This window comes from Caballeronia novacaledonica (assembly GCF_900258035.1).
Classification (GTDB): domain Bacteria; phylum Pseudomonadota; class Gammaproteobacteria; order Burkholderiales; family Burkholderiaceae; genus Caballeronia; species Caballeronia novacaledonica.
Map to the genome: position 1 here is coordinate 1 of NZ_OGTP01000015.1, position 15,742 is coordinate 15,742.

Below are 15,742 nucleotides of genomic sequence, written 5' to 3' on the forward strand. Positions count from 1 at the left end.
CGTTGGCGCGCCTGCGCAGCAGCGCTCTTGCTGACAAACGGGGTGGCCTCGTTGGGCAAGGCCAAATCGAGGCTATCAAGGACCTCGCTGATCGACCAGTGACGGTACATCGCCAGCGCAATGACCAGCCACACCACCTGCTCGGCCGGAAGGCGACGGCGCCGGATGCTCGCCGTGCCGGTCGCCTGGACTGCGCGTTCGATCCACTCGAACGGCAGATGCTCGGCCAACCGTCGCAGATCGGCCGGCTCTCGTGCTTCGATCAGATAAGTGAGGTGGTCGGCAAGCATCGCACCAGAAAGTTAACAGGCCGGCGCTCCGTTTACAACCACTTCTCGCCCCACAAACAAAAATGCCGTTCAGCGCTAACTGAACGGCATTACTCGCGAAGAGGGCTTTTTTGCGTCCGAAGCGAAAAAATCAAAGCTGCGGATTGAGCTTCTCGACCTTCGAGTGCAGCTTGTTCAACGCGGCGATATACGCCTTCGCCGAAGCCGCGACGATATCCGGATCGGTGCCCACGCCGTTCACGATTCGCCCGCTCTTCGACAGACGCACCGTCACTTCGCCTTGCGCCTGCGTGCCGGTCGTGATCGCGTTGACCGAGTACAGCACGAGTTCCGCGCCGCTCTCGACCTTCGATTCGATCGCGTGCAGCGTCGCGTCGACGGGGCCGTTGCCGCCCGCCTCGCCCGTGACTTCGGTGCCTTCCACCGCGAACACGACCTTCGCCTGCGGCTGCTCGCCGGTCTCGGAATGCTGCTTCATCGACACGAAGCGGAAGTGTTCCTTCGCCTGCGCCTCGGCGGATTCCTCGGAGACGATCTGCATGATGTCTTCGTCGAAGATCTCGGCCTTGCGGTCGGCGAGATCCTTGAAGCGCGCGAACGCGGCGTTCACGTCGGCTTCGGATTCGAGCGTCACGCCGAGCTCTTCCAGACGCTGCTTGAACGCGTTACGGCCCGACAGCTTGCCGAGCACGATCTTGTTCGCGCTCCAGCCTACGTCTTCCGCGCGCATGATTTCGTAGGTGTCGCGCGCCTTCAGCACGCCGTCCTGGTGGATGCCCGACGCGTGCGCGAACGCATTCGCGCCGACGACCGCCTTGTTCGGCTGCACGACGAAACCGGTGATCTGCGACACGAGCTTGGACGTGGGAACGATCTGCGACGTGTCGATGCCGACATCCAGCCCGAAGTAATCCTTGCGCGTCTTCACGGCCATCACGATTTCTTCGAGCGACGTATTGCCCGCGCGCTCGCCGAGACCGTTGATCGTGCACTCGACCTGACGCGCGCCGCCGATCTGCACGCCCGCCAGCGAATTGGCGACCGCGAGGCCCAGGTCGTCGTGGCAGTGAACCGACCAGATGGCCTTGTCGGAATTCGGCACGCGCTCCCGAAGCGTCCTGACGAGATTGCCGTAATGCTCCGGAATCCCGTAGCCGACCGTGTCCGTAATGTTGATCGTGCGCGCGCCTTCGTCGATCACGCCTTCGAGCACGCGGCAGAGAAAGTCGATGTCCGAGCGGCTGCCGTCTTCCGGCGAGAACTCGACGTCATCGGTGAACTTGCGCGCGAAACGCACCGCGAGGCGCGCCTGGTCGTAGACCTGCTCCGGCGTCATGCGCAGCTTCTTTTCCATGTGCAGCGCCGACGTGGCGATGAACGTGTGGATGCGGAACTGGTTCGCGGGCTTCAACGCATCGGCGGCGCGCTGGATGTCCTTGTCGTTCGCGCGGGCGAGCGAGCAGACGGTGCTGTCCTTCACGAGCGACGCGATGGTGTTGATCGCGTCGAAGTCGCCGTTCGAGCTGGCGGCGAAGCCCGCTTCGATCACGTCGATCTTCATGCGCTCCAGTTGCTTCGCGATGCGGATTTTCTCTTCCTTCGTCATCGATGCGCCGGGGGACTGCTCGCCATCGCGCAAGGTCGTGTCGAAGATGATCAACTTGTCTGCTGCCATGTTGGGCTCCTGTGGGGAGATTTATCGATTGTTGGACGTGAAGATGCAAAACGCAAAAGGGAATTCGGGTGTTCGCGCCACCGCTGGCGTCGAAAACCTGAATGGACGAGCAGACGGGAGGCGTGAAGAATTAGCGCGGTAGGCGCGCTAGCAGCGATAGTGCGCATAGCGACGCACCAGCCGGGAACAACGAGAAGGGGAACGGAGAAAAGTTCATTCAAAAACTATAACGGCTTTTAGAGGCGCGTGCAATCAGGCTTTCCGATTGCGCCGATTGACGCCTTCGCCGCTTTCTGCCCTAAAAACAAAAAAGCCTGCGTCCCGAAGGAGGCAGGCTTTTTCTCGAATGCTGCACGGCCGATCAATAACCGCCGATCGACGCGCTCACGCGCTGGCGCAGTTCCGAGCCGTCGCCGACCGGCGCGTTCTCGATACGGCGCGCGCCCTGGAACCGCTTTTCCCAGTAGCCGTCTTCCATGTCGTCGACGCGGATCGTGCTGCCGGTGGACGGCGAATGCACGAACTTGTTGTCGCCGATATAGATGCCGACGTGCGAGAACGAACGGCGCATCGTGTTGAAGAACACGAGATCGCCCGGCTTGAGATCGGCGACGGTCACCTTCTCGCCGACGCGGCTCATTTCCTCGGCGCGGCGCGGCAAGGTCATGCCAAGCGTGTCCTGGAAGACATAGCGCACGAAGCCGCTACAGTCGAGGCCGGAATCCGGCGTGTTGCCGCCCCAGCGATAACGCACGCCGATCATGTTGAGCGCGCCGACGACGACGTCGCCCGCCTTGCTCGCTACGCCCGACAGAAACGACTTCGCGCCGCCCGGATTGCTGGCGGCGCCTGCGCTCGCTGCGTCAGAGGATTTGCTGGAAAAGAAAATGCCGCTGTTGGCATTTTGGCTGCTACTGCTGACTTCATCGGCGAACGCGCCGGAAGTTGTTGTCATCAGGAGGCCGATCAACATGCCCGCGGCGGCGCGCGCGCATGTCTGAGTCAACGTAAGTGGTTGCATCGGTCGGTAGGTTTTACAATTAAAGGCTGCGAAATCAGGGAGATACGTGAAAGTTTGGAGGGATACTAGCCACAAAGTATTTAACTGTCAAAAGAAATAGAAAAATACAATTGACATGGGCACTCAATTGGTGAAAAAGAAAGATTTTTAGGAATTCAGGGCTGCTGCCAGAAGCTTTCTCGTGTATTCGTCGGAAGGGTTCGCAAAAATCTTCTCTACTTCGCCCGACTCGACGACAAAACCATTTCGCATCACTGCGACGCGATGCGCCATTGCGCCGATCACCTGCAGATCGTGGCTAATAAAAACGTAACCGAGATTGTGCTTCTTCTGAATATCGGCCAATAACGCAAGTACTTGAGTCTGAATGGAAACATCGAGTGCGCTCGTGGGTTCGTCGAGGATCAGGATGCTGGGTTCGAGCACGAGCGCGCGCGCAATCGCGATGCGCTGCCGCTGGCCGCCGGAAAACTCGTGCGGATAGCGGTCGAGCGCCGCGCGCTCCATGCCGACTTCGCGCAGCACCGCGATCACCTTGGCGCGCCGTGCGGACGCATCGAGCTCCGGACGATGCAGCGCGAGTCCTTCCCCGACGATTCGCTCAACCGTCTGCCGCGGCGACAGCGAACTGAACGGGTCCTGAAACACCACTTGCAGATTCGAGCGCAGCACGGCTTTTTCACGCCCGCGAAAATCGCCGATCGCGCGCCCCTGAAACTGCACCGTGCCGTTGGAGACGCGCTGCAGCCCGAGCAGCGCCATCGCGAGCGTGGATTTGCCCGATCCCGATTCGCCGACGATGCCGAGCGTCTCGCCCTGCCGCACGGTCAGCGTGACGTCGTCGACGGCCTTGAAGCGGCCGCGCCTGAACCAGCCCGCGAAACCGGGCAGGCGCGTCGCGTAATCGACCGACACGTCCTTCGCGTCGAGCAGCACCGGCGCGATCGGCAGCACCGGCAAGACGTCGCGCTTCGGTTTGCTCTGCATCAGCCGCTTGGTGTACGGATGCTGCGGCGACGTGAAGATCTCCTCCACCGCTGCGCTTTCGACGAGCACGCCCTTCTCCATCACCGCGACGCGCTCGGCAAAGCGCCGCACGAGGTTCAGGTCGTGCGTGATGAGCAGCACGGCCATGCCGCGCTTCTCGGCTTCGTCGCGCTGAAGCTCCAGCAGCAATTCGACGATCTGCGCGCGGATCGTCACGTCGAGCGCGGTGGTCGGTTCGTCGGCGAGCAGAAGCCGCGGCCGGCACGCGAGCGCCATCGCGATCATCACGCGCTGCCGCTGCCCGCCCGAAAGCTGATGCGGATAACTGTCCACACGCCTTTCCGGCTCGGTGATGCCGGTGCGCGCGAGCAGCGCGATCGCGCGTTGGCGCGCCTCGCGCGGATTCGTGCCGTCGTGAAGCTGAATCGTCTCGCCGATCTGGTCGCCGACCGTGTAGAGCGGATTGAGCGCGGTCATCGGCTCCTGGAAGATCATCGCGATGTCGGAGCCGCGCAGGCCGCGCATCGCGTGCTCGCTCTTCGACAGCAATTCCTCGCCTTCGAATCGGATCGAGCCGGTCACCTCGGCGTCGCGCACGAGGCGCAGGATCGACAGCGCCGTCACGCTCTTGCCCGAGCCCGATTCACCGACGAGCGCCACCCGCTCGCCCGCGCGGATATCGAGATTCGCGCCGTCGACGGCGAGCGTGTCGCCGAAGCGCACGCGCAGGTCCCGTATCGAAAGAAGCGCCTCGCTCACTGGCCGCCTCCGGCTTTCACGGCATCGGCGATCCGCGTGTCGAGCGCGTTGCGCAAGGCATCGCCCATGAAGGTCAGCAGGAGCAGCGTGGCGACGAGCACGCCGAACGTCGACAGCGAAATCCACCACGCGTCGAGATTGGCCTTGCCTTGCGCGAGCAGTTCGCCGAGCGAGGGCGTCGGCGACGGCACGCCGAGGCCGAGAAAATCGAGGCTCGTCAGCGCGAGAATCGCGCCGCTCATGCGAAATGGCAGGAACGTGATGACGGGCGTCAGGCTATTGGGCAGCACGTGCCGCCAGATGATCTGCCAGTTCGACAGGCCCATCGCGCGCGCGGCGCGCACGTAGTCTTGCGTGCGATTGCGCAGAAACTCCGCGCGCACGTAATCCGACAGCCCGATCCAGCCGAACAGCGACAGCAGGATGATGAGCAGGATCAGGCTCGGCTCGAAGATCGACGCGAAGATGATGAGCAGATAAAGCTCCGGCAGCGCGCTCCATATTTCGATCAGCCGCTGCCCGGTGATGTCGATCCTGCCGCCGAAATAGCCCTGCACCGCGCCCGCGACGACGCCGACGATCGTGCCGATCGCCGTCAGCACGAGCGCGAACAGCACCGACACGCGAAAGCCGTACACCAGCCGCGCGAACACGTCGCGGCCGCGATCGTCGGTGCCCAGCCAGTTTTCGCGCGAAGGCGGCGCGGGGTTCGAGCCTTTCGAGAAATAGTTGAGCGTGTCGTAGTAGTAGTGATTCGGCGGATAGATCGCGAAGTTGCCGGGCGCGCCGAAACGGTCGCGCACGAAGGGATCGAGATAATCGGCGGGCGTCGGGAAATCGCCGCCGAAGGTCGTCTCCGCATAGGTCTTCACGAGCGGAAAGTACAGATGCCCCTGGTAGCGCACGACGAGCGGCTTGTCGTTCGACCACAGCGGCCCCGCGAGGCTGATGACGAACGCCGCGATGAACACGATGAGGCTCCAGTAGCCCAGCCGGTTGCGCTTGAAGCGCAACCAGACGCGCCGCCCCGGCGGCACCGAGGCGGGCGCGCGAAGCGGCTCGGCATCGGAGGTGCGTTGCTGCGATCGTGATGAAGCGGCTCGATTCAAATCAGCGCTCCAGTTGTTCGAATTGAATGCGCGGATCGACCCACACGTAGCAAAGATCCGAGACGAGTTTCGTCGCGAGGCCGATCAGCGTGAAAAGATAAAGCGTGCCGAGCACGACAGGATAATCGCGCCGCACGACGGATTCATACGAAAGCAGGCCGAGTCCGTCGAGCGAGAACAGCGTCTCGATCAGCAAGCTACCCGTGAAAAACGCGCCGATGAACGCCGCCGGAAAGCCGACGATCAGCGGCAGCAGCGCATTGCGAAACACGTGCTTCCACAGCACGCGGCGCTCGGAAAGGCCTTTCGCGCGCGCGGTCAGCACGTATTGCTTGCGGATCTCGTCGAGGAACGCGTTTTTCGTGAGCATCGTGACGATGGCGAAGCTGCCGACCACCGACGCCGTCACCGGCAGCGTGATGTGCCACAGATAGTCGAGAATCTTGCCGCCGAGCGAAAGCGTCGCCCAGTTGTCGGAGGTGAGATTGCGCAGCGGGAACAGTTGCCAGAACGTGCCGCCGCCAAAAAGCACGAGCAGCAGCACGCCGAGCACGAAGCCCGGGATCGCGAAGCCGACGAGCACGACGAGACTCGTCGCGACATCGAACTTCGAGCCGTTCCTGACGGCCTTCGCGATGCCGAGCGGCACCGATATCAGATACGTGATGAAAAAGGTCCACAAGCCGATGCTGATCGACACCGGCAGCTTCGACACGATCAGCGACCACACGCTCTGATGCCTGAAGTAGCTCTCGCCGAGATCGAAGCGCGCGAACTTGCCGAGCATCGAAACATAGCGTTGCAGCGGCGGCTTGTCGAAGCCATAGAGCTTCTTGAGTTGCTCGACCTGTTGCGCATCGACGCCCGTATGCGTGCGCAGACCGAAACCGCCGCCGCCTTCGGACTGCCCGCGCCGCAGATCGTGCACGGCCTGCTCGACGGGACCGCCCGGCACGAACTGGATCACGACGAACGTGAGCGTCAGCACGCCGATGAGCGTCGGGATCATCAAGAGAATGCGTTTGAGGATGTAGCTCCACATGGCGGATCGTCCTTTATTTCGCCGCGGGCGCGGACCTGGCCCACCACGTCGATATGACCCACTCTTCGGCGCCGTAATACAGCGGCAGGGTCGACGGAAAGCCGAGCGTATTGCGATACGCCACCCGATGCGTCGCCGAATACCAGTGCGGCACCACATAGTAGCCGTTCATCAGCGCGCGATCGAGCGCATGCGTCGCGTCGACGAGCTGCTCGCGCGTCTGCGCGGAAATCACTTTCTGCAGGATCGCATCGACGGCCGGCGACTTCACGCCCGCGAGATTGTCCGAGCCCTGCTCGCCGGCGGACTTGCTGCCGAAGCGCGAGACCTGCTCGGTGCCCGGCACCTGCACGTCGGGCATGCGCACGCTCGTCATGTCGAAGTCGAACGCGTCGAGACGCTTCTGGATGAGCGCGTAGTCGACGGTGCGAAAGTTCATCGTGATGCCGAGCTTCTGCAGATTGCGCCCGAACGCCGCCGCGACCGGCTCCATCGACGCGCCGCCGCCCGTGTCGTCGAGAATCTCGAAGGCGAACGGTTCGCCCTTCGCGTTGCGCAGCGCGCCGTCGCGGTAGGTCCAGCCGGCTTCGCGCAGCAACTCTCGCGCCTTGATGAGATTGGCGCGCAGCGAGCCGGGCGGATCGGTGTCCGGCTGGCGCGGCATTTCGCCGAACACGGCGGGATCGAGTTGATCCTTGAGCGGGTTCAGTATCGCGAGTTCGCCCTCGCCTGGCTTGCCCTTCGCCTGCAAGTCCGTATTGACGAAGAAGCTGTCGATGCGCCTGTACTGATTGAAGAACAGTTGCCGGTTGAGCCACTCGAAATCGAGCGCGAGATCGAGCGCCTGACGCACGCGCACGTCCTTGAAGAGCGGCTTGCGCGTGTTGATGAAAAAGCCCTGCATGCCCGTGCCGTTGTGCTGCGGAAACTCGCGCTTGATGAGTTCGCCGCTGTCGAAGCGCTTGCCGATATCGCGCCGCACCCAGCTTCGCGCGACATACTCGACGAGCACGTCGTATTCGCCCGCCTTGAAGGCTTCGAGCCGCGCGGTGGGATCGCCGTAGAGCTTGTAGTCGATATGCGCGAAGTTGAACGTGCCGATGCGCACCGGCAGCGCCGCGCCCCAGTAATCCGGATTGCGCCTGTACGAGATCGTGCGGCCGTTGTCGTAGCGGTCGATCAGATACGGCCCGCTGCCGATGGGCTTCTGAAACGCGATCTGATCGAACGGAATGCGCGTGCCGTCCGGTTTCATCCCCCATTTGCGCGAGAACACCGGAATGCCGCCCGCGAGCAGCGGCATCTCGCGCGTGGCCGTCTTGAATTCGAAGCGGATCGTGAGCGGATCGACGATGACCGCGCGCGCGATCTGCCCGAAGTACACCGAGAACTGCGGCGCGGCCAGCGGACTCTTGAGCGTCTCGAACGAGAATTTGACGTCCTCGGCCGTGACCGGATCGCCGTTCGCGAAGCGCGCTTTCGGGTTGATGTGGAAGGTCGTCGACAAGCCGTCGGGCGCGACCGAGATGTCATCGGCGAGCAGCCCGTATGCGGTCGCGACTTCGTCGGAACTGCCCGTCGTCAGGCTCTCGAACATCAGCGAAAGGCCCGGCGCCGGATTGCCGCGCAAGGTGAACGGATTGAACTTGTCGAAGCTCGTCAGCCGGTTCGGATTCGCGAGCACGAGCGTGCCGTCGCGCGGGGCGTCGGGATTGACGTAATCGAAGTGCTTGAAATCTGCCGGATATTTGGGCTCGCCGTATTGCGCGATCGCGTGAACCGCATGCGCCGGACTCGCGAACGATGCGATCGATCCGGCCAGTGCCAGCGCGACGAAACGGGATGAGGCGCGAAACGAGCGGATCGTCGTACGGGTCGTCATGTGCCTCTTGGCGCGTTTTTGAGGTGTGATGCGTTTGCGTGGCCGGGCGACGCCCGAAGCGAACGCCGCGAGAATCCTAGGCGCGGCATTGCGATGTGAGAGAATTCTACCCAAAATCACGCGCCGTACGGCCCGGCACCCTGGCGTTGCCATCGAGGCCGATCGCGCGACACCGACATCAAAGAAGGAGCATTCATGGGCTTTCTCGCTGGAAAACGAATTCTGCTGACAGGCCTGCTGTCGAACCGCTCGATCGCTTACGGCATCGCCGCGGCCTGCAAGCGCGAGGGCGCGGAACTGGCATTCACGTATGTCGGCGAGCGATTCAAGGAGCGCATCACCGAATTCGCGACGGAGTTCGGCAGCGACATGGTCTATCCCTGCGACGTCGCCGACGACGCGCAGATCGACGCGCTCTTCGCGTCGCTGAAGGAACGCTGGGACTCGCTCGACGGTCTCGTGCACTCCATCGGCTTCGCGCCGCGCGAAGCGATCGCGGGCGACTTCCTCGACGGCATGACGCGCGAGAATTTCCGCGTCGCGCACGACATCTCCGCGTACAGCTTCCCCGCGCTCGCCAAGGCCGCCCTGCCGCTGCTGAAAGACGGCTCGTCGCTCGTCACGCTCTCCTATCTCGGCGCCGAACGCGCGCTGCCGAACTACAACACGATGGGTCTCGCGAAGGCATCGCTCGAGGCGAGCGTGCGTTACATGGCGGCGGCGCCGTCGCTCGGCGGCAAGGGCGTGCGCGTCAACGCCATTTCGGCCGGCCCGATCAAGACGCTCGCCGCGAGCGGCATCAAGGGCTTCGGCAAGATCCTGAACTTCGTCGAAGACAACGCGCCGCTCAAGCGCAACGTGACGATCGAGCAAGTGGGCAATGTCGCGGCGTTCCTGCTGTCGGACCTGTCGGGCGGCGTGAGCGCGGAAGTCCTTCACGTCGACGCGGGGTTTCATGCGGTCGTCGGCGGAATGGACGGCGAGACGGAATAAGCGCGCCTTCCCCGCTTCAAACAGAAAAGAAAAGCGCCGCTCACTTTCACGTGAGCGGCGCTTTTTGCTTGCTGCGGCCGTTCCCGAACTCACCGATGTCCGTGCGGGCCGCCGTGACCGTTGCCATTGCCGTTGCCGTAACCGTTGCCATATCCGTGCCCCGGCGGCGGACCATGATGCGGCCCGCGCCCATATCCGTGATAGCGATTCCAGTCGTTGCGGCTCCAGTAGCGCCGGCCGTCCCAATACCGGTTGCCGTGCCAGCCGATGACCACCGGCGGTGCATACACCGGCCCCGGCTGATAGACGACCGGCGGCGGAGGCGGCGCGTAGACCGGCATCGGCGCGACATACACCGGCGCCGGAATGCCGATGTTCACGCCCACGTGCACATCGGCGCGCGCGACGCCCGTCGCGCCCAACGCTGCGACGGCCAGCACGCCCGCCCCGATTCGTCCCGCGAAATTCTTCATCATCTGCAATTCGACCTCGCTTTTCTGCTTGTTCGACTGAGTCGAAATATAACGGACAGCTTTCACCGCAATATTTCAGCTTTGTAAGTTTTTGCGTGCTCCGGCTTAATGTCAGGAGAAAGCTTACCTTTTGTTACATGGCGTTGGGGTCGAAAATTTCTCCGGCGGCGACAGAAACAAAAAAGCCACCCGCTGCGAAGGGTGGCTTTCCGACCGCACTGCACGACGCTCAATGCCAGCCGTGGTGACCGTGGTCGTGATCGTCGTGGTCGTGATAGTGATCGTTGCCGTGACCGTGATAGCGATACCAGTCGTCCCGATTCCAGTAGCGGCGGCCATCCCAGTAACGATCGCCATGCCAGCCGACCACGATGACCGGTGCCGCATAGACCGGCGGCGGAGGCGGCGCGTACACGACGGGCGGCGGAGGCGGCGCATAGACCGGTGCGGGCGCGACATACACGGGCGCGGGCACCCCGATGTTGACGCCCACGGACACTCCCGCATTCGCCGCGCCGGACGACATCAGACCGCCGATCATCACGGCGCCAGCCAGCACGGAAGCCTTCGATACCTTGTTCATGTGGTGCCCCACCTCGATGGGTTGTTTGTTGTGTTGACGGGACTATATCGGACGGATGCCGCATCGAGTGTTCGACTTCGTAACCTGCTATTACCGTCGAAAAGCTTTCTAAAAGTAATCTCGCACGCATGAAAAAGCGGCCTTCGAAGGACGAAGGCCGCTGTCCGCGAGACGCGTCGGATCGATCAGTTCGGCAGTTCCTGGCCCTTGGTTTCCGGCGCGAACGGAATCACCGCGAGGCCGATGAGAAACGCCACTGCGGTAATCGCGATCGGCACGCCGAGCGTCTTCATGTTGAGCACCATCGCGCCGATGCCGAAGTTGACGATCGCGCCGAAAAAGCGCCCCACCGACGTGCAGAACGCGAACGCGGTCGCACGCACGCGGGTTTCGAACTGCTCGGGCAGCCACAGCGAGAACAGCGCGAAGTTGCCGCCGAAGAAGCCCAGCACGAAGAGCAGCGCGATGAAAGGCACGAGCCCGTTCGGCAGATAGAACGCCCAGCCGAACGCGAGCGCGATCGATGCCGCCATGCCGACGAAGTACACCGCGAGCGTTTTTCTGCGGCCGATCTTCTCGGCCATCGGCGGCAGCGCGAGACAGCCGATGATCGTGCCGATCGAAAGCAGCCCGGTCGCGATCGACGCCATGCGCGCGGCGTCGTGCTTGTCCATGCCGGCTTTCGTCGCGAGTTGCACGACCGCGGACGGCTCGTACACCGCGCCCGCCCACAGACCGATGATCGCCACCGTCAACAGCACCGCCGCGACAATCGTGCGTTTGCGATATTGCGCATTGAAGATCGCCTTGAGCGAGCTTTCGTGCTTGACGTGCGGCTGAACGGATTCGGAGCGCTCCCACTTGTCGGTTTCCTTCACGCGCAGGAGCACCATGATCGACACGACGACCGGGAACAGGCCGACGAGGAACATCGCGCGCCAGCCGAACGCCGCACCGATCGTGTAGTTCAGCGCGGCGGCAAGAAAGAAGCCCGCGTAATAGCCGGTTTGCAGATAACCCGCGCCCATTTTCCGGCGATCCTCCGGCCACGCCTCCGCGACATAAGTCCCCGCCAGCGCCCATTCCCCGCCGATCCCCACGCCCGCGAAGAAGCGATAGATGCCGAGCTCCCACACCGTATGCGAGGTCGCCGCGAGGCCGGTGAAAATCGCGAACGTGAAGATGGTCGCGGCGAGCACCTTGGTGCGTCCGAAACGGTCGGCGAGCGGCCCCCAGATGAACGAGAGTCCCCATCCCACCAGAAACAGCGCGAAGAGAATCGAGCCGGCGAGCCCGACATTCGCCGGCGTCGCCTCGTAGCCCGAGCGCGGCAACAATTCGGTGAGCGCGGGCGCGAGCACCAGCGCGTAGATGAACGAATCCATTCCGTCGAGCGTCCAGCCGGCCCACGCGCCCCAGAAACCGGTGATCTGCGACCGGTTGAGCGGCGTCTTCGTGGCGCGCGTGGCGCTTATCTGTCGATCCAGCGTTGTCGGCATGGCCATGTCTCTCCAGAGAAATTAACGACGCGCCGGTTAAAAGTGTTTGTTCTGGCGTCTAGGGAAAGCACCGGGGTTCCGTGTGCATTTTTATATATAATATTTGAACATCGACCAACGACAACTCCGCACTTTCACCTAGCCATGCCGACAGATCTCTCCGCCGGGTCGCCTCCGGCAACCTTTCGCGACGCGCAGTTCGAACCGCGCCAGAGCACGTCGCGCTTCATCGCGGATGCGCTGCGCGCCGCGATCGTCGAAGGCGCGCTGCTGCCGGGCGAGCCGCTGCGTCAGGACGCCATCGCGCGGCAGTTTTCCGTCAGCGCGATTCCGGTGCGCGAAGCGTTTCGCCAGCTCGAAAGCGAAGGCTGGGTGACGATCGAGCCGAACCGGGGCGCGGCCGTCAGCTTGCAATCGGCTGACGAGGCCCGCGAAATCTACGAAATCCGCGCGTCGCTCGAAAGCCTGGCGATCGGCATCGCGATCGGGCATCACACGCCCGGCACGCTCGCCGAAGCGAAGCGCCTGCTCGAAGCCGCCGAAAACGAGCCCGATCCCGCGCTGTATGTCGTGCGCAACGAGCAGTTCCACATGAGTCTCTACGCGCCCGCCGATCGCCCGCGTCTGATGGAACTGATCGGCCAGATGCACCGGCGCGGCGAGCGCTATCTGCGTTTGAAGCTCGGGCTTCCGATCCATAAAGATTCGTCCGATGCCGAGCATCGCGCGATCTTCGACGCACTCGCCGCGCGCGATATCGAACAGGCGCAAACGCTCGTCGCGCGCCATCTGCTCGCCACGGGCGAACTGATCTACCGCTTTCTCGCCGATGCGCAAGCGCTCGCTCAGAACACGCACGTAAAAAAGCGGCGCCGCGCATCTTCCCGATCGACTTCCGTGAAGGCCGACCAATGAACGACGTCATCGCTGAAACCCGTAACTGGAACACGCGCGCGCAGGAAAAAGCGCGCCGCCTGCAACTGATCGAACCGTGGCTCGACGGCCCGGTGCTCGATCCCGCGCGCATCGTCGATGCGTTGAGCGCGCTGATCGTCACCGGCGATCGCGTCGCGCTCGAAGGCAACAACCAGAAGCAGGCCGACTTCCTCTCGCGCGCCTTCGCGAAGCTCGATCCCGCGCGTGTGCACGACATCCATTTGCTCATTTCGAGCATCAGCCGGCCGGAACATCTCGCGCTCTTCGAGCAAGGTATCGCGCACAAGGTCGATTTCGCTTTCGCCGGGCCGCAGAGCCTGCGCGTCGCGCAACTGCTCGAAGACGGTCTGCTGGAGATCGGCGCGATCTATACGTATATCGAACTGTATGCGCGCATGTTCATCGATCTCACGCCGCAGGTCGCGCTCGTGTGCGCGGCGCAGGCCGATCGTCACGGCAATCTCTACACCGGCGCGAACACCGAGGACACGCCGACGATCGTCGAGGCCACCGCGTTCCGCCACGGCATCGTGGTCGCGCAGGTGAACGAGATCGTCGATGAACTGCCGCGCGTCGATATTCCCGGCTCGTGGGTCGATGTCGTCGTGCAGGCGGACCGCCCGTTCGCAGTCGAGCCGCTCTTCACGCGCGACCCGCGCCACATCGGCGAGCTGCAAATCCTGATGGCGATGATGACGATTCGCGGCATCTACGACCGCTACGGCGTCACGTCGCTCAATCACGGCATCGGTTTCGATACGGCCGCGATCGAACTGCTGTTGCCGACGTACGGCGAAGCGCTCGGACTGAAGGGCAAGATCTGCACGAACTGGGCGCTCAATCCGCATCCGACACTCATTCCCGCGATCGAATCCGGCTGGGTGCAGAGCGTGCACTGCTTCGGCAGCGAAGTCGGCATGGAGGATTACATCGCGGCGCGCTCCGACGTGTTCTTCACCGGGCGCGACGGCAGCCTGCGCTCGAATCGCGTGTTCTGTCAGCTCGCGGGGCAATACGGCGTCGATCTCTTCATCGGCTCGACGCTGCAGATGGACGCCGACGCGAATTCCTCGACGGTCACGCTCGGACGACTCGCCGGCTTCGGCGGCGCGCCGAACATGGGACACGATCCGCGCGGCCGGCGCCATTCGAGCGAAGCGTGGCTCAAGCTCCTGAAGGACGACGGCCCGAACCCGAAAATCGCGCGCGGCCAGAAGCTCGTCGTGCAGACCGCCGAGACGTACAAGAAAGGCGGCGAGCCGACCATCGTCGATGCGCTCGACGCGATCGCCGTCGGCGAGAAAAGCGGCATGCCGATCGCGCCCGTCATGATCTACGGCGACGACGTCACGCACGTCGTGACCGAGGAAGGCATCGCGTATCTGCACGCGGCCGAAGGCGTCGATGAACGGCGCGCCGCGCTGGCGGCCGTCGCGGGCGTGACGCCCATCGGCATGCGCGCCGATCCCGCCAGAACCGCCGAGTTGAGGCGGCGCGGCATCGTCGCGTATCCGGAAGATCTGGGCGTGCGGCGCGGCGAAGCGAAACGCTCCCTGCTCGCGGCGCGCAGCATCGACGATCTCGTCGCGTGGTCAGGCGGTTTATACACGCCGCCCGCGCGCTTCCGGAGCTGGTGATGAAGCTCGCCTTACGTGACATCGGCCATGCGCCGTCGCCGTCGTTCATCGCGGAAGGTGCCGTCGATGCGCTCATCGCCGAAGCGCGTCTCACGCCCAAGCCCGCGCTCGTCGATGAACGCGGCAGCGGCGCGCATCGTGACCTCGATCTCGACACGATGCTGCGTTCCGCGCATGCGCTGCAACCGACGTTTCTCGCCATCGCGCGCGCGGCTCATGGCGTGCGGCCATCGCAGGCGCTGCGCGAGCAACTGGCGCGCATCGGCCGCGAAGGCGAAGCCGCGATGATGCACGCGACGAACGGCAGCAACGCGCATCGCGGAGCGATATGGATCGTCGGTTTGCTCTGCGCGGGCGCGGCGATGCACGCCCCCGAAGAAAGCGACGCGATCTGTTTTTCCGCCGCCGATATCGCGCGTTTTGAGGACCGGTATGCGCCGGCATCCGCGACGGCGAGCCACGGCGCGCGCGTGACCGAACGCTATCGCGTGGCCGGCGCGCGGGGCGAAGCGCGCAACGCATTTCCGCATGCGCGGCTCATCGGCCTGCCCGCGCTCGACGATGCGCGCGCACGCGGTCTCGACAAACCCGGCGCGCGGCTCGATGCGCTCGTCGCCATCATGGCGTCGCTGGACGACACGTGTCTTCTGCATCGCGGCGGCATGAACGCGCTCGACGCGGCGCAACGCGGCGCGCGCGACGTATTGCGGCACGGCGGCGCAGGCACGAACGAAGGCCGTGCGGCGCTCGCCCGGCTCGACGCCGAATTGCTGGCATTGAACGCATCGCCCGGCGGCGCCGCCGACCTGCTCGCGGCGACACTTTTTCTCGACAGTCTCAGGCGTCTGGCTTAAGC

At 63.8% G+C, this 15,742-nt stretch carries 14 protein-coding genes; 4 read left to right on the top strand and 10 right to left on the bottom strand.

Translation table 11 applies throughout. The annotated features are described in order from the left end of the window. The 7 genes from NOV72_RS20160 to NOV72_RS20190 form a co-directional block, all read right to left on the bottom strand. Positions 1–290: transposase domain-containing protein (locus NOV72_RS20160; protein WP_181291124.1), on the bottom strand; the 290-nt coding region annotated here is incomplete at its 3' end. A 130-nt stretch (positions 291–420) separates the two neighbouring features. Next, on the bottom strand, positions 421–1,965 hold the full coding sequence (locus tag NOV72_RS20165; protein WP_106856359.1) for a 2-isopropylmalate synthase: 1,545 nt from the start codon (positions 1,963–1,965) through the stop codon (positions 421–423). A 361-nt stretch (positions 1,966–2,326) separates the two neighbouring features. Continuing rightward, positions 2,327–2,986 (bottom strand): C40 family peptidase, encoded by a 660-nt coding sequence (locus NOV72_RS20170; RefSeq protein ID WP_106856360.1) that lies wholly within the window; start codon positions 2,984–2,986, stop codon positions 2,327–2,329. A gap of 147 nt (positions 2,987–3,133) precedes the next feature. Beyond that, complete coding sequence (locus NOV72_RS20175) at positions 3,134–4,732, bottom strand: ABC transporter ATP-binding protein (protein ID WP_106856361.1); 1,599 nt, start codon at positions 4,730–4,732, stop codon at positions 3,134–3,136. Further along, positions 4,729–5,841, bottom strand: a complete 1,113-nt coding sequence (locus NOV72_RS20180) for an ABC transporter permease (protein WP_106856362.1) — start codon at positions 5,839–5,841, stop codon at positions 4,729–4,731. The genes NOV72_RS20175 and NOV72_RS20180 overlap by 4 nt, the downstream gene beginning before the upstream one ends. A gap of 1 nt (position 5,842) precedes the next feature. Then, positions 5,843–6,883, bottom strand: coding sequence for a microcin C ABC transporter permease YejB (locus tag NOV72_RS20185; RefSeq protein WP_106856363.1), 1,041 nt, complete (start codon positions 6,881–6,883; stop codon positions 5,843–5,845). 13 nt (positions 6,884–6,896) lie between these two features. Further along, positions 6,897–8,765: an extracellular solute-binding protein gene (locus tag NOV72_RS20190; protein WP_106856364.1), complete on the bottom strand. Its 1,869-nt coding sequence runs from the start codon at positions 8,763–8,765 to the stop codon at positions 6,897–6,899. 195 nt (positions 8,766–8,960) lie between these two features. Here NOV72_RS20190 and fabI point away from each other — a divergent pair, with 195 nt between their 5' ends. Next, positions 8,961–9,758 (top strand): enoyl-ACP reductase FabI, encoded by a 798-nt coding sequence (fabI, locus tag NOV72_RS20195; protein ID WP_106856365.1) that lies wholly within the window; start codon positions 8,961–8,963, stop codon positions 9,756–9,758. 89 nt (positions 9,759–9,847) lie between these two features. Here the strand turns inward: fabI and NOV72_RS20200 are convergent, their stop codons facing one another. The 3 genes from NOV72_RS20200 to NOV72_RS20210 all read right to left on the bottom strand — a co-directional run bounded on the left by NOV72_RS20200 (position 9,848) and on the right by NOV72_RS20210 (position 12,313). Continuing rightward, complete coding sequence (locus NOV72_RS20200) at positions 9,848–10,234, bottom strand: hypothetical protein (RefSeq protein WP_106856493.1); 387 nt, start codon at positions 10,232–10,234, stop codon at positions 9,848–9,850. A 226-nt stretch (positions 10,235–10,460) separates the two neighbouring features. Beyond that, positions 10,461–10,814, bottom strand: a complete 354-nt coding sequence (locus NOV72_RS20205) for a hypothetical protein (protein WP_106856366.1) — start codon at positions 10,812–10,814, stop codon at positions 10,461–10,463. Positions 10,815–10,999: 185 nt separating this feature from the next. After that, positions 11,000–12,313, bottom strand: coding sequence for an MFS transporter (locus NOV72_RS20210; RefSeq protein WP_106856494.1), 1,314 nt, complete (start codon positions 12,311–12,313; stop codon positions 11,000–11,002). A 144-nt stretch (positions 12,314–12,457) separates the two neighbouring features. Between NOV72_RS20210 and NOV72_RS20215 the strand changes: the two genes are divergently transcribed. Genes NOV72_RS20215 through NOV72_RS20225 form a run of 3 tightly spaced genes read left to right on the top strand, consistent with a single transcriptional unit; the run spans position 12,458 to position 15,740 of the window. Then, positions 12,458–13,228, top strand: coding sequence for a GntR family transcriptional regulator (locus NOV72_RS20215; RefSeq protein WP_106856367.1), 771 nt, complete (start codon positions 12,458–12,460; stop codon positions 13,226–13,228). Continuing rightward, on the top strand, positions 13,225–14,886 hold the full coding sequence (gene mdcA, locus NOV72_RS20220) for a malonate decarboxylase subunit alpha (protein ID WP_106856368.1): 1,662 nt from the start codon (positions 13,225–13,227) through the stop codon (positions 14,884–14,886). Before NOV72_RS20215 ends, mdcA begins: the two co-directional genes overlap by 4 nt. After that, positions 14,886–15,740 carry a triphosphoribosyl-dephospho-CoA synthase gene (locus NOV72_RS20225; protein WP_106856369.1) on the top strand — a complete coding sequence of 285 codons (855 nt, stop codon included), beginning with the start codon at positions 14,886–14,888 and terminating at the stop codon, positions 15,738–15,740. Before mdcA ends, NOV72_RS20225 begins: the two co-directional genes overlap by 1 nt. Positions 15,741–15,742 lie beyond the last annotated feature (2 nt).

Bases quoted from the DNA above. Each gene is read 5' to 3' on its own strand.
- NOV72_RS20165 (WP_106856359.1), bottom strand. From the start codon at position 1,965: ATGGCAGCAGACAAGTTGATCATCTTCGACACGACCTTGCGCGATGGC.
- NOV72_RS20170 (WP_106856360.1), bottom strand. From the start codon at position 2,986: ATGCAACCACTTACGTTGACTCAGACATGCGCGCGCGCCGCCGCGGGC.
- NOV72_RS20185 (WP_106856363.1), bottom strand. From the start codon at position 6,883: ATGTGGAGCTACATCCTCAAACGCATTCTCTTGATGATCCCGACGCTC.
- NOV72_RS20190 (WP_106856364.1), bottom strand. From the start codon at position 8,765: ATGACGACCCGTACGACGATCCGCTCGTTTCGCGCCTCATCCCGTTTC.
- fabI (WP_106856365.1), top strand. From the start codon at position 8,961: ATGGGCTTTCTCGCTGGAAAACGAATTCTGCTGACAGGCCTGCTGTCG.
- NOV72_RS20200 (WP_106856493.1), bottom strand. From the start codon at position 10,234: ATGATGAAGAATTTCGCGGGACGAATCGGGGCGGGCGTGCTGGCCGTC.
- NOV72_RS20205 (WP_106856366.1), bottom strand. From the start codon at position 10,814: ATGAACAAGGTATCGAAGGCTTCCGTGCTGGCTGGCGCCGTGATGATC.
- NOV72_RS20210 (WP_106856494.1), bottom strand. From the start codon at position 12,313: ATGCCGACAACGCTGGATCGACAGATAAGCGCCACGCGCGCCACGAAG.
- NOV72_RS20215 (WP_106856367.1), top strand. From the start codon at position 12,458: ATGCCGACAGATCTCTCCGCCGGGTCGCCTCCGGCAACCTTTCGCGAC.
- mdcA (WP_106856368.1), top strand. From the start codon at position 13,225: ATGAACGACGTCATCGCTGAAACCCGTAACTGGAACACGCGCGCGCAG.
- NOV72_RS20225 (WP_106856369.1), top strand. From the start codon at position 14,886: ATGAAGCTCGCCTTACGTGACATCGGCCATGCGCCGTCGCCGTCGTTC.